Source organism: Mesohalobacter halotolerans (assembly GCF_006120725.1).
Lineage (GTDB): Bacteria > Bacteroidota > Bacteroidia > Flavobacteriales > Flavobacteriaceae > Psychroflexus > Psychroflexus halotolerans.
Map to the genome: position 1 here is coordinate 388,325 of NZ_SWMU01000003.1, position 23,513 is coordinate 411,837.

Below are 23,513 nucleotides of genomic sequence, written 5' to 3' on the forward strand. Positions count from 1 at the left end.
TTATTTTAATATAGAATTGTCAATCTGAACTTGTATAAGTTTGACTTGATTTGTTCTTTTAAAAATGTCGTTACTGATGTCTTTCGGTAGTTCCAAAGTCTCAATAGTCTTTTCTGAGCCATCATTAAATTCTATGATTGTTTTATTTTTGTTCGACTTTTCGTAAATTACAGGGACTTGGCAAATGGTAAAAAACAGCTGGTTTGCCTTTAGAGTCAAAGGCTTGACTTCTCTGTCTACCGTGATGTATTTAATTTCTTTATCTTGTGTAAGAAAATGTTCTTTTAGAAGAAGGTCTGGTTTGAATTTGAGTTCGGCCTCTTCAAAACATATTCCTAATTCCCCAAATCTACTTATGATGTCTTCTTTTACTTGACCAGTCATTCCTGGCTGTTGTGCCCCTTTACCATAAGGTGTATGAGAGTAAGGATCGGTTGGAAATGCGCCATAAAGTTTTGGTGACTTATGAACCCCTATTCCTTCATTAATTTCATAATAATGCTCTAGAAGACGTCCAACGGTCTCAGCTGGTTCTTTTTCAGCAATGGCTTTATTACAACATTCTAAAACAGCTAGTTGTAGTTTTGATACCATGTGCCAATATATTGACCCTAACCCTTCATATCCATAAAATGTCCCTGAGCGACCTGTGAATGCTTTATGGTTAAAAACTTCTTCAAATATTTGGCATACCCGCTCGAAATCTTTAGATACAAGTGCAGCATACTTCGTATTTTCTAATTCTTTTAAAGCTGTTTTTAAGAAACTGACATTATTAAAGTTGCCATTAAAATGGTAATTCCCTAACACATCTTTTTGAATAATACCAACGTGTTTATCTTTCACCAACTTTTGCAACAATTCTGAAGAATTTACAGACGCTTCAGGAATTTGATTTCGATCTAAAAAACCTTTAAGATCTTTATTAGGATAAAGCAAGTAACTGTACTGATCCTCCCTGAATAAGGCACTTTGTTTTAAAGCATCCAAAACAGATACAGCTTGTTTTGAAGTCAAATATTTTGAACTTAATACTGCCACTTGGCCTTCTAGCATTTCTTCGAGATAGGAAATAGAGAAGCTATTATCTTCAATAGTTAAAAGATTGTACGCATGATAGAGATTATCATTTCTTTTATTATTTGAAATAGAATGTTCTAAGTATTCCAAACTATCATCTACAAAAGTTTTCAGAGTTTTTGCTGTGAGTGATTGCTTGTGACCTGAAAATTTGTTGTTATATATTTTCATCCTGAATTCACTAGCTGACTTTCCTAGCTTATCGACTATATCTTTTCTATCTGAATCTGTGATACTTTTATTTAGTAATGCTTTATGCGATTCAAAAACTGAATTTATTAGGTTAAACATTTGACACACTTCTTCAGATAATTCAAAAGATTGAGCGTCGTCTAAATCCTTAAAGCGTGTTTGAAAAAAAGATAAAAAGCGCCTCAAATAATATAACGTTACCATTGAAACACCATTGCCGACCAAAGCATTATTGGCATCATTCCACTCTGGTCTTTGGGTATTCATCCAAATCCCGGCTTCCGGAATAAAATTAGAAAGTTTAGCAAGTGTGGTAGCTAATATTTTTTCTATAAAATTGACATGGATAATTTGGTTTGACGAGTCTTTCAGTAAGGCGCCATCACCACCTATTTCTTTTCTTAAATTTCTTATTTTTCGATCTTCTTCAAGGTCGAAATCTATGGTATCTTTTGGATCTTGGACTATATCTTTGTAAGCCTTTATCCTGTAGGGAACATTGGCATAAACAAAATAATTTTTACTAAAGAGATATATGAGCTTATCTGGGTTATAATTATTTAAAAACTCTAAAAACTTGAGTAAATATATAATTTGGTGGTCGCCCCAATATCCAATATAAGACCAAGGATCGTCTGGCTCGATCACCTCCCAGTCAAAACCATCTTTGGTCAATCGATAGGGGTTGTAACCGTCAAAAGTAGTAGCATTTAAAAATTTAAAAATCATACCATCAATAAATGCCGGGTAAGAATACGCTAAACTTTCCCAATTTTGGAAAATATCACGCCAATTGCCTTCATAATCTAAAACCTTAGAACCGTCTTCATCTTTAAGGTTGATTGAGAACTGGTTCCAAGGTCTGCTAGGATCACCGTGTCTTCGGCTAAATTTTAAGGGTAAATATTCAATGGTTAACCGTGTAAAATCCGGATCGGTTTCATTTCTAATCAGGGATTTTAAGTTGTCAAGTGTAAAATTTTGTCCTAAGTTGTCTATTTTGGTAGAAAACTTAGAGTAAACCTTTTTATTGGCATTTTTAATATATTCTTTAAAATCTGAAGAATTGATATGGTAATTGTTATCAAATATACCACCTCTCATGATATTAAACATGGTATTTGAGTAATGTCTAATATCACGAAGTTCGTCGCTAGAATATTGGAGCCCATCTGCGGAAGCTGCCAATTTGATGAGATTTTCTGTACACAGATTAATATTTTCATTTACCTCTGAGATTAGATTTTTTGAATTTAAAATCTGTTGTCTCAATTTGATAACCTGGGCGTGATTGTAGTTTACATCTGCTATAATTGACCAATTTTCTGAGGAATTGGCAGAAAGACTTAAGTTTTGATGGGCGAAATACGCACCTCTTTCTGCTTTTATATCAACTTCTTGTTGTATGGGATTATTTTGTCTAAAATCTTCAAGTTGTAGTGAGGATAATAAATAAATTGGATTTTTTAAGCCTAAACTCCAAATGACATTAGCCTTTAGAGCTTCACTTGGTTCTGCTTTATCAACAGGAATAGCACTCAATGCAAATATTCCTATTCCAGAAGTTACATCTAATTCGCTTCTCTTATAAGCATCAACCAAATTGCTACTGGCTACTTGCAAATCCGGGTCTACTTTTGCTGGTAATATGTTTTGCAAGCCATCCAAACATTCAATTTTAATGGTACTAGTCGAGAGGTTTTTGAGTTTTGACTTTTTTATAAATCCAAAATCATCAGCACAAGACCATTGGTAAGAAAAGCTGCACTCTAAATCATGGTTTATTTCTTCAAAGAGTACTTTATTTCCATAAATATTTTTATATAAATTCCTTGTAATATTGTAACCATCAACAAATCTTTTAGAAAAAGGTTCCCAAAAATGAGGTTGATTATCTCTGGAGACTTTTAAAATTGTTTTACTACCGGTAATATCTGCAAATTCAGTGATTTTATCATCAGTATAATAAGGAAATAACGCGTAAGACGCATTTTTTCTGCCAGCAGTTATACCGCCATTACTAGACATAAACATCCAGTGATTGGACGGGCTTACAATACTCATAAAGAAAGGACGTAAATTACTGCTATCGGAAATTTTTAAATATTTCTCTTTATTGATTTCAACAATTTTGAGTTGCTTTTGATCTGTATCAACAGAGCATTTTGTCATATGCTATTGTTTTGCTATAAATTAAAATATTGAATCTGCCAGTATTATTGTTGTCTTATGTCGTCGAAATAGTATATATCTCCATCACAAGAAGCATCTCGATCAAAATAAATGATTACACTTTTAAAAGTATTAGTATTTACATCAGAAAAATCAAATGTTAACTCTTCCCACTCACCGACTTTTGTAATATTTGCAACTCTTTCCTCGGAAGGTTCTGTATCAGGAAACGGGTTTTTTTCAAGTCTTAATGTAACATCTGTAACTTGATTTTCCGCTAAAACCTTAATCGTAAAAATTTTATTAATATTAGGATCTGCAAAATTCAATGCAGTATCTAATTCAGCACCTAAACCAGCAAAGGTTTCACACCCAGTGGCTTTTACAAACTGCTGAACTTTACAACTATTATTTACCTCATCAACGACAGGATTATCAACTATAGCGCCTGAAGTATTCCCAAAAGCATCAAAAATGACATCTTCTTCTGATAGGAATGTCCAATTGATATCACCATTAGCCGGATCTGTGTTTTCCTGAGTTTCCTCTACACAGATAGGAACGTCAAACACAAAAGTATCTTCGAAAGTGCTAGAATTATTTTCGTTAAAAGCGGTTAGAACAACAGTAAATGTTCCGTTCTCAAAAGTTTTTACTGGGTCAACCAATGTAGATGTTGTACCATCTCCAAAATCCCAAAGATAACTTGTAGCTTCACTTGATAAATTATTGAAAGTCACAGTTCTGTTGTTGATTTCACTGACAAATCTAGCTTCAAAACCAACAAAGTCAATTCCACTTTCATTGTCTTCACAAGACCATTGGAGTGTGGATAAAACAATCATTGCCACTAAAACTAAGCTTCTTTTAAATACTTTCATCTTTTTAAATTTTATTATTCGTAAACTCTAACGTAATCCACAACCATGCTTTGTGGAAATATAGTTTCTGCATTGGGGTTTCCTGGTAAATTTCCACCAACAGCTACATTTAGGATAATGTAGGATGGTCGGTCATTAAATACCCAAACCCCTTCTCCATCAGTTTCCTCATCGACATCTTCAGGGGTTAAAGATTGGTACAATTTATCATCGATATAATAGTTGATACGGTTTGGTGACCATTCTATACCAAAAATATGAAAGCTTGTATCAAATCTATCGCCATCCAATTCAAATTCTTTAGAAATGGACTCGCCGCCACTATAACCTGGACCATGCATGCTCCCAAATGCTATTGTAGGTTCATCACCTACATTTTCCATAATATCGATTTCACCAATTTGTGGCCATTCTTCTTCTGCGGTTTCCGGTACACCAAGCATCCAAAATGCCGGCCAGTAACCTTTGCCGTAAGGTACTTTAATTCGGGCTTCAAAACGACCATATTGTTTTTCAAACAACCCACGAGTAACTAGCCTTGCCGAAGTATAGTTACTGCCTTGAAAGGATTCTTCTCTGGCTGTAATCACTAAAACGCCATTTTCAACTTTGACGTTTTCGGGTCGATCGGTATAGTATTGAAGTTCATTATTTCCCCATCCCGGGATACCTTGTTCGGTTCCATCGCCAATTTCAAAATTCCAATTTTGGGGATTTGGGGCACCATCTTGATCAAATTCATCTGCCCAAACGAGATTATTTTTAGTTACTACTTCTTGGGTTTCGTCAAGGTCACAGGCTTGCAATAAAAAGATTGGGACCATGATAAAAGCCGTAATATATTTTTTTAAAAACTTTTTCATTATCATTTATTTAAATTATTAATAGAAGTAAACATTATCAATTAAAAAGGCTCCTGAATTAGAAACTAGAATGATGTTTCCTATATTATTCAAATTAGGATTTCCAGCTCCTCCTGCTCCTGTAGGTAATGTAAAACTGTTTAAAGGAATATCCAAACCTACCCATTCTTCATCTATCATTTGAGATGTTGCATTAAAACCTCCAGCTGATCCATCACCAAATCCGTTGTCAATTCCATCAGGTCCATAATCAAGCAATTCTACAATAAAATTTGATCCAGAAGTAAGTCTTTGAACATCTAAATGGATATGGGTAAAACCAGAGACATCAACAGTATCATTCCACCCTATTCCAACAAAACCAAGGTTTTGATATTCTATTAATTCATTTCCGTTAAAGGTTTGTGCTTCTATATTAATTCCATCATTATTGAAAGCGCCAACATCTAAACCATCAATTACAGAATAGAAATCACTATAAATGGATAAAACATCACTTTCTGGTAACGTCGGGTCTGGCGCATTTTCAAAATCTCCAGTAGTAGTTATTTGAAGTGAACCATCTGCACTTAAATTTCCTACTGTAGCAGTTATGGTTGCTTCACCTGATGTTAAGACTGTAATCTCTCCGGTATCTGTAACTGTGGCTACATTAGGATTAGAAGAACTAAATGTAAAGTAATTTGTAGATAGCTGAACAGATTGATTCATTCCTGAAGGGAGGTTAGCTGTATAAGAAATACCTGTGGTTTGAATGGTAGAACCTGAAAAAGTTTCTAAGGTTTCATCTACACCATTAAATATTTTTGGCTGTCCTTGACCAAGAGTACCAAGCTTTTCAAATCTAATTTCATCTATCCAAATAGTATAGCCGACGTTATCATCAAAGGAAGTTGCCACGTCTGGGTTATCATCACCGAGTACATCGAAAGAACCTGCTGCGAAAAGAAACATGCCTTTCTCCTGAACCAACCTAGAAGGATCAGGAATTGGGATGATAACTTTTCTCCAATCTGTGGCTAAATCTATAAAAGCACTTACAGGAAATTCATCAATTTCAAAATCAGTGCCGAAACCAGCTTCTAATGATCCTGTTAAACTACCTTTTACCCAAAACGTAAGGGCGTCATAACCAGTAAGATTTCTTCCATCGCCTCTATCTTTAAAAATTCCTCCAACAAAGTTACCATTTGGGTCATTAGGAGCCGGTACATCTATTCTAATTGATGAAGACCCTAAATAAGCCTCATTATCATCAGTACCGAAAGCCTCAGGGTTTGCACCTCCAGCAGGATCGAATGATATAAAGAACTCATCGGTTAAGCCAACTGGATTATCGGTATAAACCTCAGCAGTTGTTGGAAATGTTGCTGGAACAGCGTCTTCTGAAATGTCTCGTTCACAACTTACTGTCATCAAAATTAATAACAATAACCCTAATATTTGAGTATGTTTAATTGTGTGTACCATGTTATTATTGTTTACCTATGTTAAATCTTATATATGTCATAATTTCCCATTCAGAACCATTGGGGAATCCAACGGCACTTAAAGGAGGATCTTGATTAAACGTTCCTAAAGGTGCTGCGGTTGGTTCGTATCTTGGAGAAAATTCATTGAGCGATCTCCAAATTCCTCTAACACCTACTTGTGTAGTTGGCAGGACATACCATTCTGGTTTTCCTAAAGTTGTAGATAAATCAAGCATTAATTGTAATGGAAAAGTTAAGTTAAAATCTTGGTGGTAATCAAATGGACCCCAATCATTGACTTTAATATCACCTTTAATCCAATAGTTCTTATACCTAACATCTAGATTGGCTCCAAACCTATCAGTAACTAATCGTTCAGAATCACCTCGTGCTTGTCCATTACCGTAGTAAAATGATCCTACAATACCTAGTTCAGGACTCAATTTAGAGACTACTCTAGCATGAGCTTCCCAGAGATCTTCAGCGGGAACTGATGTAGCAAAGGCAAAAAATTCACGAGTATCTAAAAAACCAATATGAGCATCCATTGTCGTAGGTAAGTGTCTATACACAAATCCAGCGCTCATTGCAAATTCAGCATCTTCAGCTTTGTTGTTATCCCATTCATACATATAAGTTCCGGGCGTCGGATCGTAGGTGAAAAGGATTTCACCTGCAGTAGTTTTTCTGTTGGCTCTTACAGCAAAAGGGTCATCGATAAAGTTTCTTAAACGTCCAGGTGCATCACCATTATTAGGCATGGGGTCTACGAGCGGTTCTTGCCACATAAAGTTTGGCGCAATTTGCCATTTACCTATATTGTAAGTAAAGCCAGTTAAAAAGTTTTGTTGGTTACCACTACCTGTATCTTTAAGCTTCCATCCCGTAAAGGTCATGGTTTGATCGGCACCACCGCCGGCCACTAAACCTTGGACTGCACCTTGCGCGTACCAATTAAATTTTCCTGCAGCGTAAGTAATTTTTGCTTTACCGCCCCAGTTGTCATCTGAGTTAATTCTGTCTACTACAACATTGCCGTTATCGTCAATATCTTGGTATGTACTGCCATTTAATGGTGAACCACCCCAGATACCACCTAAGGTGAGATCAAAATTACCAAACTCTCTTTCTAAGGCAATTGTAGCTCTTTCTGTAGGCCATGGTGGAATTACACCACTTCGAACTTGGTTTTGATCCAGAATACGGCGACCATTCTCATCAAACTCAATATCGGTTTCAAGGTCTCTGTGATAAATACCCGTGACACCCCATTTACCAATCATTTTAGAATATTTAAACAACATCGTTGGATTGGCACCCCACCATAATTGTGGACCTATCGCAGCTTTTAATCCTTCTAGCTCACCTTTGGCATCAATTTCAACACCTGATATGATACCGCCGTAAATGTCTAAGTTAGGACCGTAATTGGCTTCAGGATATAATCCGAAGAAATCACCTTCATAACCCCAATGGTAGTGACCCGTACGATAAAATCCTCTTAAGTCAAACATATCATTCTTCCACTCAAATTCTGCTTGATAAAGATTGAGTCTGTTTACATCTTCTAGAGTGACTTCTCCTTGATCGGTTTGTAACGTGACGATACGGTTTCTATTTTCATAGAAAATTTCATTAATAGGATTTTGTGCGACATCACCAACTATGTTGAACTGCACATCGTAACGCACACTAGGTGCAGGTTCTCCACCTATACCGATAAAATAGGACTGCATTTGATCAAATCCTAATTGATTTGGAAATGTATTTTCTTCAGGGTTTGGGTTGTCGGGTGTTGTGATAAGGCTACCTCCAGTATAAAATGTAGACAAATGCGCTGACAATCTTGTAATGCCCAATGTTTGAGAGCCTCCACCGCTCATAGCGGCTTTATCACCTCTGGCTTTTAACACCGCATCCATTAAAGAAATATTGTTAAAATAATTATTGACAAAATCTAAATCAACGTCTTCTGCATAGGGATCTAATTTGTGAGCTTCTTTCAAAGCATAATAGGCGGCTCTAGGATATAAATCATACAAACCTCTTGTATTGGTTGGTCCTTTAGCGCAAACCCCAAACCATTCCTCATTCATGTTGTTTTTGCCTGGTTTATGATCTCTACTATAGCCACCATTTTCCCAAGAGGCATTTGAATCATGGACATCGAGATTTTTGGTTTGACCAAATTTCCACCAACCGTCACTAAACTGAAAAGTAAAGCCACCAATTGAATTCTCTGCTTTTCCTAAACCGGCAGCATTTTGGTAAATATCTTTCCAATTATTGACCATATAGTAAGCTTGGGATTTTTGATCTTCTTGATTTTCTAACGCATTGAACGCATCTGCTCCAAATTCAGTAAATATAATTGGTTTTCCGTAAACTTGTTTTACTTTTTCGAAGGCATCACCAAACGATTCACCACGATACATATTTGTTCCGTAAATATCGACATCTGGACATTCTTCAGCGACTATTTCTAAAAATAAAACATCACCATTACATATTGCGATAGGAACATCATCGTTAATCGATTTAATTTTGAGAGCTGCTTCATTCATTAAATTGTACATCGGTCTTGCTCTATTTTCACCTACAGCATTAATTTGATCCTCTTCATCTGGAAAATCTTCAGTTTCAGCTCCAGCCCAAAATAAACCGTAGTTGTTTTCATTTCCTAATAAGAACAAAAGCAAACCTTTTGTCCCTTTGAAGTCATTGGCCAATTTTGTGACTTCAGAGATTAGAAGGTCTTGTGTAGCAGGATCATCGTATTTGGTTACGGGTGTCCAAACGCCATCAATAGTGAGACCATATCGCCCAAAAGAATGATTGAGCATGGTGTAAATACCGTAGTTCTCGTAAATGTACTCTATCCATTTTGGCTGTATACCAGTGTAAAGCCTTATAGTGTTTACTCCCATATTTTTAAGTAAACCCATTTCGGAATCTAAAGCGGCTTTTATTTTATCGTCAGGTTGATTCCATAAACTGTAGTTAAAATTAGTGCCTCTAGGGAAATAATCCCAATTCATACCGTTTATCATAAAGTCTTTACCGTCAACTTGTAAAACTTGACCATCTGGACCATCGACAACTCTAACATTATTTTGAGAATAAACAAAAGCACTTGCAAATACGAAAGCAAGTATGTAATAATAGCTTTTCATGAGAGTAAAATTAATGATTCATTAACAAACTTAAACGTTTTCGTTAATATTTCAATAATAAAAACAATTACAAAAAATATACATTGAAGTTAAAATACAATCAATTGTAAAATACTGGTTTAATGTGTTTTATGAAATATACAAAATTATTACTGCCATTATGTATAGCTATTGTAGTGTATATTTTAACATACGTAAAGTTGCTACAAGCTCAATATATAGGTGGTTAAACTCTGATTTCTGCTTAAATTCATTTTTTTACGCAATCGATATCGTTTAATCTCAACACTTTTTGAAGAAATATTAAACAGAGGTGCTATTTCTTTAGATGTTAGATTCAATCGTAAATAAGCACAAAGTTTTAACTCATTGGGGGTCAGTTTAGGATGTCTAGCTTTAAGCTTTTTAAAGAAATCTTTATCCGCATTATTAAAAGCTTCTTCAAAAAATTTCCAATCGTCTGTGTTATTTAAATTATTATTTATTGTATTTAAGACTTTTTTAATGACTTTGTTTTTGCTTTGTATAGGTTTTAAGTCTGATTTTATTTGAGATAGAAACTCATTTTTCTTTACTAAACTCATGGTAGCTATCGCGAGTTCTCTATTTTTATTTTCTACATCAAGTTGAAGTTTATCATTTTTTATTTTCATAATTTCTTTCTGAGATTCTAGGTCTTTGAGTTCTAGTTTCCTTTCAGCTTTCTTTTGCAACTTAATTTTCTTTTTCTTGTAGTTTCTTTTATAAAAATTGTGTACCAGGAATAAAACTAGTGCTAAACACAATATGTAAAGGATAATCATAAGATTTGACAAGTAAAATGGTCTTTCTATATAAAAAGAATAGGACAAAACTTGACTTAAGTTTTCTTTTCCTATTCTACTTCGCATCAAAAAGACATAGTCTCCATAGGTTAAATTTTTGAAATTTACTTTGCCAGTTGTTTTCCAAGAACTCCAATTGTCATTGTAACCTTTAAGTTTATATTGATATTCACTTTTTAATAATGGATTATAATTAAGAGCAGTATATTTGAATGTAATATTATTAAGTTTATTTTCAATGACATTATCTTCTGTTTTTGAGGTCTGTTTATAAACACTCTCTCCATTTTTATCATTTATCATCACTGATTTTAAGTATATTTCACTTTCAAAATTTGAAATATTTGATGTGTTAATTTTTAAGTACCCATTACTTTTACCAATAAGGTATGTATCAGAATCTATTTGACTTACATTTTCATATCCCGAAATCTGTTGTCTTGCATCAACGTTAATAGGTATTTTTTTAATGTTGTATTCTCCTTTTACAGAGCTCATAGAGATTTGATTAATGTCGGTTTTAGTAAATAACCAAACCTTACTATCTCTAGTTTTTACGAGTCTCCCGAAATTGTAGTTTGAAGGGCTATAAAGGTTTGACAAAATGGAATCCTTTTTAAATGAAGCAGACTTCTTGTCGTAATAAAAAATGCCTTTTTTGTAAGCATATAGAATTTTATTTTTCATTTTAATAATAGAAGAAAATAACCCCTTTTCTACAGAATTATCTTTTACTATTGATGCAACTTGAGTAAGAGCAGCATTTAATTGGAGTTTATAAACCCCTTTATACTCATGATTTACGATAATACTAGTCGAATCAATAAATTCAAAATATTTTGTAGAAATATCAAACCCTTTAATTTTTCTGTCGTGATACCACTTATCATTTTGATATTTTAATACATTAAGTCCTTCGTAATTCCCTGTAAATATTGTTTTGTCATCCACAGCCTTAAACATCCAAGTTCCAGGTGAGTCGGTCAATAGGCTTGCTTTAGTATTTGAAATCTTAAATGTACCGTTGTGATGACCACAAAACAAATGGTCATTAAACTTAAATAAAGACCAAACCTGACCTTTTGTGCCTTTTATTATTTTGTACTTATTATTATCATAGTAAAACAAACCTTGGTTAGTTCCCAAATAAAGTGTACCATTAAATTTGATTGAGGCATATATTGTCCCCAATTTACCATTTTGATCATTGAATATTGAAATGCTTGAATCGACACTAACACAATTGATTCCATTGTCAAGACCAAGCCAAAGTTTTTTATCTCTATCTTGAAATAAACTAAGTACCGTGTTATTGCTTAAGGAGTTTTCCTGATTTAAATAAAGTGAAACTTTGTCTTGAGACAATTTAATCAGTCCTTGTGAAATGGTTCCTAAATAGATGTCTCCATTGTCTTTTTGTAAACTACTATAAACTGATATTTCAGATAGCAATGAATTAGTATTTTCGTCAAGTTTATATAAAGCATTATCGCTAAGCCTTACTATACCATTGTACTGAGTTTGAGCATACAACTGATTGTTTATTTGGTACAGGTCAATTAATACAATATTTTCAAAAAACGGTGTTGTATTGACAATTATCTTTTCTCCGTTAACTTGTTTATATAAGCCGTTATTTTTTACGTGATAGTATAAAACATCATCTTTGACAACCATCTTTGTGATTTCATTTTTCGGTGAAATGATTTCAAAAGATTTTTTAATTAAATTATAGATATAGATGGCATCTAAAGATTGAAAAATGACATAATTATCAAAAGATGTGATATTCCAAAATTGTTCATCTTCTATGAGCTCAAGGTTCTTTGAAAGTGAATGGTATTTATACAAACCATCATTGTTTTTTCTCCAAACACCAAATTCCATATAGGCTCCGCTGTAGACATCGTCTCCTATGGCATATACAGATCTTAAAATGGTATTGTTTGGCGAGCCTAACAATTCCCATCGTTCACTGTCATATTTAAGGAGTCCTTTACTATTCGCAAAGAACATGGTTCTATCTTCAGTTTGTGTAACAGACCAATTTTGATTATCAGCAGCGTATACATCTGGTGTATATTTCGCCACTGGCGGAATATCTTGAGCATAATTGTTATAAAAGCTAAAGCATAATGCTAAAAGAGATATTTTAAATAATCGATTGATCAAATTTTAATTGTTTTTTTGAGAATAGATTTCCGGTGTTATTTCTGCAATTTTAATAATAACTTCACTAGCCTTAATCATACTTTCTAATGGGATATATTCGTAGGGTCCGTGAAAGTTATGCCCACCGGCAAATATATTGGGACATGGTAGTCCCATGTAACTAAGTTGTGCACCATCTGTACCACCTCTTATAGGCTTAATAATGGGCTTAATATTACACTGTTCCATAGCCTTTTTAGCTATATCTATACTATACATAACAGGTGTTATCTTATCTTTCATATTATAATACTGATCTTTAATCACCAAATCAACAGTGTCACTACCGTATTCTTGATTTAATTCTGAAACGATGTCTAGGAGAAGTTGTTTTCGGCTCTCAAATATATCCTTATCATGATCTCTTATGATAAATTGGAGTTCTGTAGATGTAACGTCTCCATGAATATTTGTAAGGTGAAAAAATCCTTCACGACCTTCAGTTTTTGCTGGTATTTCAGACTCTGGTAAAATACTAACTAATCGAGCAGCAATTAAACTGCTATTAATCATTTTGTTTTTGGCGTAACCGGGATGAACACTTTTCCCTTTTATTTTAATTTTTGCTTCTGCAGCATTAAAATTTTCATATTCTAGCTCGCCTATTTGGCTACCATCCATGGTATAAGCCCATTCCGCACCAAACTTTTTGACATCAAAGTGATGAGCTCCACGACCTATTTCTTCATCAGGTGTAAAGCAAATTCTTATTTTGCCGTGTTTAATTTCTGGATGCTTAACAAGGTATTCCATTGCACAAACAATTTCAGTAATCCCTGCTTTATCATCTGCCCCGAGAAGCGTTGTACCGTCAGTTGTAATTAAAGTTTGACCTTTATAAGCCTTAAGATCTTCAAAATAATCTGGCGACAAAACTTTGTCTTTAGCTAGTTTTATTTCTTTTCCATCGTAATTTTTATGAATTTGTGGATTAACATTTTTTCCGGAATAATCTGGTGTTGTATCAAAATGAGAAACAAATCCAATTGTTGGAATTTGGTTGTCTTCTATATTAGATGGTAATGTTGCCATAACATAAGCATTGATGTCTATACTGACATCCTTTAGCCCGATTTCATCTAATTCAGTTTTTAAAAGGTTAGCTATTTCCCATTGCTTTTCTGTACTTGGTGTAGATTCACTATTTGGATCGCTTTGAGAATCTATTTTGATATATTTTATAAAACGGCTTAGGAGTATATCTCTATCTATCATAATTAATTAATAATATGTGTTTCAAATTTAAGGTTTTTTGTTTAGTTTATTTATTAAACCCTATTTTTGTGCAAATTTTGATTCATGTACAAATGGTTTATCAGACCTTTACTTTTTAGTTTTGACCCGGAAAAAGTCCATTACTTTACAACCGGATTGTTAAAGTTGATTTTAAATACACCTTTACTATCAACACTCTATAAAAAACATTATCAATACGAGTCTAAAAAACTTCACGTAAAAGTGTGTGATATTCTTTTTAAAAATCCTGTGGGTCTCGCTGCGGGATTTGATAAAAACGCAGAATTCTATCAAGAAATGTCAGCTCTGGGCTTTGGGTTTATAGAAATTGGTACTGTAACGCCAAAACCACAACCCGGTAATCCTAAAAAACGTTTATTCAGACTTAAAAAAGACAAAGCCCTTATCAACAGAATGGGTTTTAATAATAACGGTGTTGAAGCTGCTGTTGAAGCTTTAAAACATAAAGGTGACATCATTATTGGTGGTAATATTGGAAAAAACAAAATGACGCCGAATAATAAAGCTGTTGAAGATTACAAGATTTGCTTTAAAGCCTTATTTGATGTGGTTGATTATTTTGTAGTGAATGTGAGTTCGCCAAACACGCCCGATTTGAGAGCATTACAAGACAAGAAGCCACTACTAAATATTTTAAATTGCCTTCAAAAAATCAACTTATCCAAAGCTAAGCCCAAACCTATTTTACTTAAAATTGCACCCGACTTAAATGATAATCAACTTTTTGATATACTAGACATTGTAGAAGAAAGCCAAATTTCTGGCATCATTGCTACCAATACTACGATTTCTAGGGATAATTTAAAATCTAAACATCAAAGTGAAATTGGCGGGTTAAGTGGTCAACCTTTAAAGCAACGTTCGACAGAAGTGATTCAGTTTTTAAAGGCTAATGCAAAAAGCGATTTTCCTATCATTGGAGTTGGTGGTATCCATTCTGCAAGTGATGCCGTTGAAAAGTTTGAAAATGGTGCTTCATTAGTTCAGCTTTACACAGGTTTTGTTTACGAAGGTCCGAAGCTGGTAAAAGACATTAAAAAAGCCTATGTGAATCATCATGCTTGAGATTCTAATTCAATTTTTAACAGCTTCAATTTTATTGACTTTATCACCTGGTCCTGATATTATTTATGTTTTAGTTACCGGCTTAAGTCAGGGCAAAAGAGAAGGAATACTCCTAAGTACAGGCTTGGTATCTGGTATTATAATTCACACCTCATTAGTAGCTTTTGGAATTTCGGCTTTAATTACAACCTCAGAAACATTATTTCTGCTTATTAAATTAAGCGGAGCGTTTTATCTACTCTACCTTGCATTTAAAATTTATCGCGAACCCGCTCATATTGACTTAACATCAAAACAACCTAATAAAACCAATAAAAATTATATTAAGCAAGGTTTTTTGATGAATGTGCTAAACCCTAAAGTGACCTTATTTTTTATGGCGTTTTTCCCACAGTTTTTATGGGATAATAACGGCAATACTGTGATTCAGTTTTATATTTTAGGTCTTATATTTATGTTACAAGCTTTTATTATATTTGGACTTATTGCTGTCTTTGCAAACAAGTTTTATGCTATAATTCAGAACTATTCAAAATCAGCTTTAATATTTAAATATTTACAAATTGTTGTTTTTGCATGTATAGCACTATACATTATTTTTAGTCATGACTATTGAAGAATTTAGAAATTATTGTTTATCAAAACCAGGAAGTACTGAATCGTTTCCATTTGATGAAGATGTTTTAGTATTTAAGGTGTTGAATAAGATGTTTGCTTTAACTTCGCTCAAAAAGTGGGAAGAAGGTGATCATAGCATCAATTTAAAGTGCGATACTGACAAGGCCGTTGAATTACGAGAAAAATATCCTGACTCGGTTTTTCCTGGCTATCATATGCATAAAAAACATTGGAATACTGTGGTTATTGAAAATTCAGATTTGACTGAAAAATATATTAAGTATTTAATCAATCACAGCTACGAACTTGTGGTGAGTAAACTTCCTAAAAAAGATAAGGCAAGACTTGATAGTTTTAACGCAAACCTGCCTGACGGCAGACAGGGACGCAAAGGCCCTAAGAATATTTAATGAAACTACCGTAACTCTGCCTGTAATTGCGATTCAAACTGCTTTTGTAGCTTGCTCATAATTTTGTCAACCTTCTTATCTGTAAGCGTTTTGTGTGGATCTCTAAAGGTAAAACTCACCGCATAACTTTTTTTACCATCAGGTAAATTTTTACCTTGATAAACATCAAACAAATTGACTTGTTGCAAGAGTTTTTTATCTGTTTGACGCGCAATGGATTCGACTTGTTCAAATGAAATATTTTCATCTAAAAGTAAAGCAAAATCTCGTCTCACTTCGGGATATTTGGGAATATCCTGAGTTTTAAATTTGATTTTTGTGGTCAGTGTTAGCAGGCTATTCCAATCAAAATTAGCATATAAAACTTCAGATGAGATATCAAAAGCCTCGGTGATCTCTTTCTTTAGTCGACCAAATTTTACAACTGTTTTCTTTTTGACTTTAAAGGCTAAACCTTCAGCAATTGTGTCATCGTTGTTTATATCTGTTGAAAACGTTAAACCTAACTTTGTTAAAACACTTTCAATAATCCCTTTTAAATAAAAGAACCCAACCTGTTTAGATGGGTTAAGCCAATTTTCTTCTGTTTTATTACCAACAACAAATAGAGCAAGGTGTTTTTGTTCTATGATTTCCTTTTCATATTTGTGATAGCTATTCCCAAATTCAAAAAACTTGAGATTTTCATTTTTACGATTAAGGTTGAAACCGATGTTTTCTAGGCCAGAAAACAATAAGCTCTGGCGCATTACTGCCAGATCTTGGCTCAAGGGATTGATAATTTCAACATTATTTTCCTTTGACAATCTATTACTATATTCAACATAATCAGCTGTTGTCAAGGAGTTAGCCATCGTTTCATAAAATCCTTTAGACACTAGCATATTACCTATAATATTTTGGACTTTGTAATCTTCAAATTTTGAAGAATTGGCTACCGAAACATTAAATTTGTTATCTAATTGTATATTGTTATAACCGTAAACTCTCAGAATTTCTTCAATCACATCTACTTCTCGCGTCACATCAACGCGATATGCTGGGATAGTTAAACCCATTCCACTTTCTGAAACATTATTGACTTTTATATCTAATGATGTTAAAATAGATTTGATCACGCCAGAATCAAGCTCTTCGCCAACAAGCGAGTTGATTTTATCAAAGGTGAGAAACACCTGATGATCTTCTATCTTTTTAGGATAAAAATCATCGATATCGCTGCTCACTTTACCACCAGCTATTTCGCTGATTAAAACCGAAGCCCTTTTGAGTGCATCTTCAGTGATATTTGGGTCAATACCACGTTCAAATCTAAATGAAGCATCGGTATTAATGCCGTGTCTTTTGGCCGTTTTACGCACACTTATAGGATTAAAATAAGCACTTTCTAAGAAGATGCTTTTTGTAGTTTCCGTAACTCCTGAGTTTTCACCTCCTAAAACACCGGCAATACAAAGTGGTTTTTGGCTATCACAAATCATTAAGTCCTCAGAAGATAATTTACGCTCAACGCCGTCTAAAGTTGTAAAAATTGTGCCTTCTTCTAAGGTTTTGACTATAATTTTTGAATTTTTAATCTTATCAGCGTCAAATGCATGTAAAGGTTGACCAAGTTCATGCATAACATAGTTGGTGATATCAACAATATTATTTTTAGGATTTATCCCAATGGCTTTTAGTCGATTTTGTAGCCAAATTGGTGAAGCATCAATGTTGATATCTGTTATAGTGACACCGCAATATCTTGGTGCCAAATCAGAATTTTTTACTTCAATTTTTGTTCGCCTAGATCGATCTTCAACGTGAAAACTACTAATTGATGGTGTATTGATTGGCAAACTTTTGCCTTGTTGAATAATACCAGCTCTCAAATCTCGTGCTACACCCCAATGGCTCATGGCATCAGCACGGTTTGGTGTCAGCCCTATTTCAAAGACTTGATCGGTTTCAACGGGGAAAATTGTATTTAAAGCTTGACCAGATTTAAAGTCGCCTTCTAAAACCATAATTCCTTCGTGTGATTCGCCTAAACCAATCTCATCTTCAGCACAAATCATACCCAAACTCATTTCACCTCTAATCTTGCCTTTTTTGATTTTAAGCGACTCGCCTTTTTGATTGTAAATTGTTGTTCCCACTTTTGCAACCGGCACCCATTGACCTTTATCCACATTCGGCGCACCACAAACAATTTGAACAGGCTCTGTTTTGCCAATATCGACTTGAGTCAGTTTTAGTCGATCTGCATTAGGATGGCTTGTACATTCCAAAACTTTACCTATTACAATTCCCTCTAATTGTCCTTGAATAGATTCAAAATTGTCTATACCTTCTACTTCTAGGCCTAAATCCGTAAGGATTGTTTCGACCTTTTCTGCAGGCCAGCTTATATCGACAAAATCTTTTAACCAATTGTAAGATATCTTCATGCAAAAAGAATTCTAATTTTAAGACTTTCATTAAATTGAAGGTGCAAAGATAATAAAACGTGAGTGTGCTGATAAATTATAATGTGTAATATTGTACATATAAACTCAGTAATATGAAATTCAAATTTTATTTTTTCTTTTCAGTCATTGTAATAATGAGTTGCAATACGTCAAAAAACTCAAAACTTACTGCTGAAAGCATTGTCAATAAAGCTATAGAAGTTTCTGGCAAAACTGCATTTAAAACTTCAGAAGTCAGTTTTGAATTTAGAGACAAAATCTATATTAGCCAAGGTCACTGCAATCATTATATCCTTAAAAGAATTTCAACAAAGACAGATAGCACTTTATTAGATATTTTAGAACCTGGTAAAGGCTTTAAGCGCTACGTAAATGATTCATTAATTCAAGTTGCAGACACTACAGCACAAAAGTTTTCTGAATCTATCAACTCTGTGCATTATTTTGTTCAATTACCGTATCGACTCAATGATAAGGCCGTCAACAAAACCTATAAAGGTTTAGATACCATCAATAACAAAGTGTACCATCAGCTTGAAGTCACATTTGACCAAGAAGGTGGCGGGGCAGATTTTCAGGATGTGTATATGTATTGGTTTGGCAAAGAGGATTATAAACTCGATTACTTAGCCTATAGTTTTGTCGTCAATGGTGGCGGTATAAGATTTAGAGAAGCCTATAATGAACGATATATCGATAGTATTAGATTTGTAGATTATAGAAATTATAAGCCAAAATCAGACGATATCAAACTTGAAAAAATTTCAAAAGCATTTAATAACGGACAACTTGAATTACTCTCAAAAATTGAAAATGAAAACATACAAGTCGAGAAGTCTAAAGAAAAGTGTTAAAGTTAAGACTATTGTCTTTATATTTTAGACATTTGTATATATTTGCATTGAAGTATGAAAAAATATAGTACCCATACCGAGCTAAAAGTTGTCAATGAAGCAGTATCAACTTACGTTACCAAAGATATCAAGCCAATGTTTGATATCAATAATTTTTCATTTTCAGATTTCATCAACGATAAAATTTTAGTGATTAAGTCAATCAGAAAGGGCTTATCCTATCAATTGTTTAAAACTATAATGCTGTTTTCCCCTTTTTCTGAAGAAGAATGGGCAGAATATCTTAACATTTCTCAAAAAAGTTTACAGCGTTACAAAAAGGCTAAAGACTTTCATTTCAAGCCTATACATTCTGAGAAAATTCTTGAAATCGCCGAGGTTACCGCTTTTGGCAAAGAGGTTTTTGACAATAATTCACAATTTCACGATTGGCTCAATACGCCTTCTTTAGCTTTCAACAATCTTACACCTGCTGAGTTGCTTAAAGATTCCTACGGCAAAGCGCTTGTTATGGATGAGCTCAACAGAATAGATCAAGGTATTTTTGCATAGTGGAGGTTTTCAGGTTAGTAAGGCAAAAATATTCTAAATCTCTGAGTGGTAAAGGTTCAGCTTTATCAGGCAATCGTTGGAACAGTAAAGGTGTTGAGATGATTTACACTGCACAAAGCAGAGCCTTGGCTATGGCTGAAGTTTTGGTGCATTTACCTTTACATCAACTGCCAAGTGATTACAAAATGATGTGTATTGAAATTCCAGATAGCTTAGATATAAAAACACTTAAAAACAAAGACTTGCCCAAGTTATGGAATGCCTTACCACACCATATGAATAGTCAAAAAATTGGTGATAACTTTATAATGCAAAACCAATTTATCGCTTTAAAGGTGCCAAGTGCGGTGGTTTTTGGTGATTTTAATTATTTGATCAATCCACATCATAAAGATCTTAATCGAATTAAAATTCAGTATGTTGCTGATTTTCCTTTTGATCAGCGGTTGAAATCTTTGTAGTAAAGTGTGAGACTTAACTTATTAAAAATAATATAGCAGTTAATTTAAAACTATAATTTAGGCAATGGTTTAATTATAATTTTATCAATATTTTAGTTTTAAGCCTAACGACAAATTACGTCTTTTGTAAGGCTTATTTCTCATTCTCCCCTTATTGATGAAATCTATGATTGGAATAGCTGAAATTGTATCATTAAACACAAATTTTATGTATGTTTTTTGGTCGTAATATTTTGATTCTTCTTTATGTAATTTAGGTCGCACTGACGAACTTTTATCTAACAAAAATCCATCTTTAGATAAACCTATCATTTCAATACCAATACAAACACCTTCTTTAGAAAAATAGGTATCTGACTTTCCAAAATTTACATCTAAATCAACATTTTTATTTTCAATCTTAAATTCTTTAGTTTGATAGATTTTATTTTTAAAAAGCGTATCACTACCTTCATAAACATTAAATTTTAGAATTGCTCTCACATTGTCGGTAAAATTTTTGCTCCATTTATGATGTTTAAATCTAAAGATAATTTTATCAATTCTTGCGTCTGCATATTTTTTGGGATAAAGACAAGTGCACAATTCGTTATAATTTTTTAAAGGCCAGCTCTGATGATCAATCAAAATATTTTTTTGAGGCTTTATACTGATTTCTTTTTTGTAATCAATTATTGTGACTTCATTTAGTTTATTAACTTTTGGTTGTAAAAAAATTGTATCGGGAATTTCATATCTATGGATTGATAAATTTTTATAACCAAGAATTGAAATTTTGATGGTATCAGTTTTATCAGGAATCAAATTTGTATTAAAACTACCATTTGAATTAGTATAAAAACCACCATCATTGTATGATATACTTGCATAAGAAATTGGTAAATTAGTTTCTTTATCATAAATGTAAGTGATATTCTGACCACTTATATTTATAAGATTAAATAAAAATATTATTGATAAAATTTCAAGTTTCATAATCAATAAATTAAGTACCACTAGGCATAACCTATTGATACAGTTTTAAAATAGATTATTATTAAGGTAAAACAGGATCTGACCCAGGCTCTTCTCCACAGGTATAATCACTACAAGTAACACTTCCCCAAAACACCTTATAGCAACAGGTTCTATAACAATCGGCTGGGTCTAAAGAGGGTCGTCTTTCTACAGAACACGACCAACCCCAAAAACGACCTATACTTAAATTGATTGGTGGTACTTCAAAATCCTCCAAAAACCCCTCAACAAATATCTCTTCACTATCTTCATCACTGGCATCAAATTCATATAGTTCATCATCTACAAAATCGTCTATTACCAATAGATCTCGGGTTCTGTTGAGTTCTAGATACTGCGTAAAATCACCGTTGGTAAGATTTACAAATCCGGTAACTTCTGTTGAGCCGTCTGCAAATACTTCTTTCACGACAAAAGTATCTTCATCTTCTGTAAATGTTCGTTCATAACCAAAAGTGTAGCCGTCTGGATATTTTTGTTCTAAATAAGAATTTAAATCAGGTAAACCATCTCTTTTTGCAAAAGTGAATTCTTCATTTGAGATTTCATTCAAATCCTCACTAACTTCCTCAGAAGTACAACCTACAAATAAGAAAAGGCTTAATATCAATATTATAAATGGGTTTTGTTTTAAATTATACATAGTTAAAATATTTGAGTTAAACTTAATTTTTAAAAATCATCAGAAATCTTAGAAGCTTAACTATGTAAATTCAAAGGGTTTAGAAAAGTAAAATTTTATTCTAGCCGACGTGCGTCGAGTGTCGAGTGTCGAGTGTCGAGTGTCGAGTGTCGAGTGTCGAGTGTCGAGTGTCGAGTGTCGAGTGTCATATTTAGGGTTATTTATATCAAATTTATAATAAAATAATTTTATGGTATCAAATTAATTGAATTTTAACATTTTCATGCTGGTAATTCGCAAAACTGAAATATAATAATTACCTGTTATCTGATTTCGTTTCTTTTCCATCTTCAATCATTTCTTCAATGGTCTCTTTTTCACCTTCAGTTGGCTTAGCAGTATCACAATGCTGTTTATAAACATCAGGTTTGACTACAAATTCACCATACAACGGAAAATGATCGGAATTGATGGGTTTTTCGGTTTTGAGCTTTTGGACATAAATAGATTTGGAATGAAAGATTAAATCTATAGGAAACCTAAAAAATAAATATTTAGCGTGAAATGTAGAAATAAATCCACGTCCAATTCTCGGGTCGAGGAGTTGAGCTGATTTTTTAAATAATTTTGAAGACTTTGACCAGGCGACATTATTAAAGTCACCTACGACTAAACAGGGTTGATTGAGTTTTTGTATTCTTTTCCCCAAGGCTAAAATATCCGCATCTCTTTCTTTGGAAGTTGTTTCTTCTGTTGGGCTTGGCGGTGGCGGATGCACCCCAAAAAATGTGAATTCATCTCCATTTTTTGATATTAGATCTGCTTCAATACTCGGTAAGTCTTTGGCAACAAAATAATTGACCTGTATAGATTTTGCTTTAAGCTTAGTGTAAAAATGAATACCATAAGTATTGTCTTGTGGGACTTTTTTTGCATATCGAAATAAGTCTTCAACGTCTTCTAAGGCCTTTTCCCAATGTTTATCGCTTTCTACAGTTAGCAATATATCTGGCTTAAGCCGTTTAATTAAATCGATAAGCAAATGGTACTGCTGATTATATTGATAAACATTTACTGACAAAAAGCTCAGGGTTTCTTGAGTTGTCTCAATTCTTTTGCTTTCTTTGGGATAAATAGGAGTATATGGAAATAAAATAATCAAATTATGAAGCCAAGTCATGACTATCAAAACACTGAGCATTTTACTAATATCACTTAAATATGAAAATTGAATAAGCAGTATAATGAGGAGAATAGTTTGTAGAACACTCAGCTGTATTTTTGCAAAAGCGACATTACGGAACACCCAATGCTGAAACGGCCAATAATGCAATGTTGA

General features: G+C 33.5%; 17 protein-coding genes. 6 read left to right on the forward strand and 11 right to left on the reverse strand.

All coding sequences use genetic code 11. From position 1 onward, the window contains the following. The 7 genes from FCN74_RS08900 to pepT form a co-directional block, all read right to left on the reverse strand. Nucleotides 1–3,444, reverse strand: a complete 3,444-nt coding sequence (locus tag FCN74_RS08900) for a hypothetical protein (RefSeq protein ID WP_138932241.1) — start codon at nucleotides 3,442–3,444, stop codon at nucleotides 1–3. Nucleotides 3,445–3,488: 44 nt separating this feature from the next. Continuing rightward, nucleotides 3,489–4,325, reverse strand: coding sequence for a PKD domain-containing protein (locus tag FCN74_RS08905; RefSeq protein ID WP_246062596.1), 837 nt, complete (start codon nucleotides 4,323–4,325; stop codon nucleotides 3,489–3,491). 14 nt (nucleotides 4,326–4,339) lie between these two features. Next, nucleotides 4,340–5,188 carry a glycoside hydrolase family 16 protein gene (locus FCN74_RS08910; protein ID WP_138932242.1) on the reverse strand — a complete coding sequence of 283 codons (849 nt, stop codon included), beginning with the start codon at nucleotides 5,186–5,188 and terminating at the stop codon, nucleotides 4,340–4,342. An 18-nt stretch (nucleotides 5,189–5,206) separates the two neighbouring features. Then, nucleotides 5,207–6,658, reverse strand: coding sequence for an Ig-like domain-containing protein (locus FCN74_RS08915; RefSeq protein WP_138932243.1), 1,452 nt, complete (start codon nucleotides 6,656–6,658; stop codon nucleotides 5,207–5,209). 4 nt (nucleotides 6,659–6,662) lie between these two features. Next, on the reverse strand, nucleotides 6,663–9,833 hold the full coding sequence (locus FCN74_RS08920; RefSeq protein WP_138932244.1) for a glycoside hydrolase 5 family protein: 3,171 nt from the start codon (nucleotides 9,831–9,833) through the stop codon (nucleotides 6,663–6,665). Between the two features lie 203 nt (nucleotides 9,834–10,036). Further along, entirely contained in the window at nucleotides 10,037–12,829 is a 2,793-nt protein-coding gene (locus FCN74_RS08925) for a helix-turn-helix and ligand-binding sensor domain-containing protein (RefSeq protein ID WP_138932245.1), read from the reverse strand. A 3-nt stretch (nucleotides 12,830–12,832) separates the two neighbouring features. Next, on the reverse strand, nucleotides 12,833–14,083 hold the full coding sequence (pepT, locus tag FCN74_RS08930; RefSeq protein WP_138932246.1) for a peptidase T: 1,251 nt from the start codon (nucleotides 14,081–14,083) through the stop codon (nucleotides 12,833–12,835). Nucleotides 14,084–14,167: 84 nt separating this feature from the next. On the opposite strand from pepT, the gene FCN74_RS08935 reads away from it, so the two are divergent. From FCN74_RS08935 to FCN74_RS08945, 3 genes are read left to right on the forward strand one after another with little or no spacing between them, the layout of a single operon-like run. After that, nucleotides 14,168–15,190 (forward strand): quinone-dependent dihydroorotate dehydrogenase, encoded by a 1,023-nt coding sequence (locus FCN74_RS08935; RefSeq protein ID WP_138932247.1) that lies wholly within the window; start codon nucleotides 14,168–14,170, stop codon nucleotides 15,188–15,190. Further along, nucleotides 15,183–15,806 (forward strand): LysE family translocator, encoded by a 624-nt coding sequence (locus tag FCN74_RS08940; RefSeq protein ID WP_138932248.1) that lies wholly within the window; start codon nucleotides 15,183–15,185, stop codon nucleotides 15,804–15,806. Before FCN74_RS08935 ends, FCN74_RS08940 begins: the two co-directional genes overlap by 8 nt. Further along, nucleotides 15,796–16,218 carry an MmcQ/YjbR family DNA-binding protein gene (locus FCN74_RS08945; protein WP_138932249.1) on the forward strand — a complete coding sequence of 141 codons (423 nt, stop codon included), beginning with the start codon at nucleotides 15,796–15,798 and terminating at the stop codon, nucleotides 16,216–16,218. The genes FCN74_RS08940 and FCN74_RS08945 overlap by 11 nt, the downstream gene beginning before the upstream one ends. Nucleotides 16,219–16,223: 5 nt before the next feature. Here FCN74_RS08945 and pheT read toward each other — a convergent pair whose 3' ends face one another. Then, a complete protein-coding gene (pheT, locus tag FCN74_RS08950) occupies nucleotides 16,224–18,647 on the reverse strand; it encodes a phenylalanine--tRNA ligase subunit beta (RefSeq protein WP_138932250.1) in 2,424 nt (807 codons plus the stop codon). Nucleotides 18,648–18,760: 113 nt separating this feature from the next. On the opposite strand from pheT, the gene FCN74_RS08955 reads away from it, so the two are divergent. From FCN74_RS08955 to FCN74_RS08965, 3 genes are read left to right on the forward strand one after another with little or no spacing between them, the layout of a single operon-like run. After that, nucleotides 18,761–19,522 (forward strand): DUF6503 family protein, encoded by a 762-nt coding sequence (locus FCN74_RS08955; RefSeq protein WP_246062597.1) that lies wholly within the window; start codon nucleotides 18,761–18,763, stop codon nucleotides 19,520–19,522. 54 nt (nucleotides 19,523–19,576) lie between these two features. Further along, nucleotides 19,577–20,074, forward strand: a complete 498-nt coding sequence (gene parS, locus FCN74_RS08960; RefSeq protein WP_138932251.1) for a type II RES/Xre toxin-antitoxin system antitoxin — start codon at nucleotides 19,577–19,579, stop codon at nucleotides 20,072–20,074. Continuing rightward, on the forward strand, nucleotides 20,074–20,535 hold the full coding sequence (locus FCN74_RS08965; RefSeq protein WP_138932252.1) for an RES family NAD+ phosphorylase: 462 nt from the start codon (nucleotides 20,074–20,076) through the stop codon (nucleotides 20,533–20,535). The genes parS and FCN74_RS08965 overlap by 1 nt, the downstream gene beginning before the upstream one ends. An 84-nt stretch (nucleotides 20,536–20,619) precedes the next feature. On the opposite strand, the gene FCN74_RS08970 is transcribed toward FCN74_RS08965, so the two are convergent. The 3 genes from FCN74_RS08970 to FCN74_RS08980 all read right to left on the reverse strand — a co-directional run bounded on the left by FCN74_RS08970 (nucleotide 20,620) and on the right by FCN74_RS08980 (nucleotide 23,354). Further along, complete coding sequence (locus FCN74_RS08970) at nucleotides 20,620–21,510, reverse strand: carboxypeptidase-like regulatory domain-containing protein (protein WP_138932253.1); 891 nt, start codon at nucleotides 21,508–21,510, stop codon at nucleotides 20,620–20,622. Between the two features lie 61 nt (nucleotides 21,511–21,571). Next, nucleotides 21,572–22,195: a hypothetical protein gene (locus FCN74_RS08975; protein ID WP_138932254.1), complete on the reverse strand. Its 624-nt coding sequence runs from the start codon at nucleotides 22,193–22,195 to the stop codon at nucleotides 21,572–21,574. 295 nt (nucleotides 22,196–22,490) lie between these two features. Next, a complete protein-coding gene (locus FCN74_RS08980; RefSeq protein WP_171047151.1) occupies nucleotides 22,491–23,354 on the reverse strand; it encodes an endonuclease/exonuclease/phosphatase family protein in 864 nt (287 codons plus the stop codon). Nucleotides 23,355–23,513 lie beyond the last annotated feature (159 nt).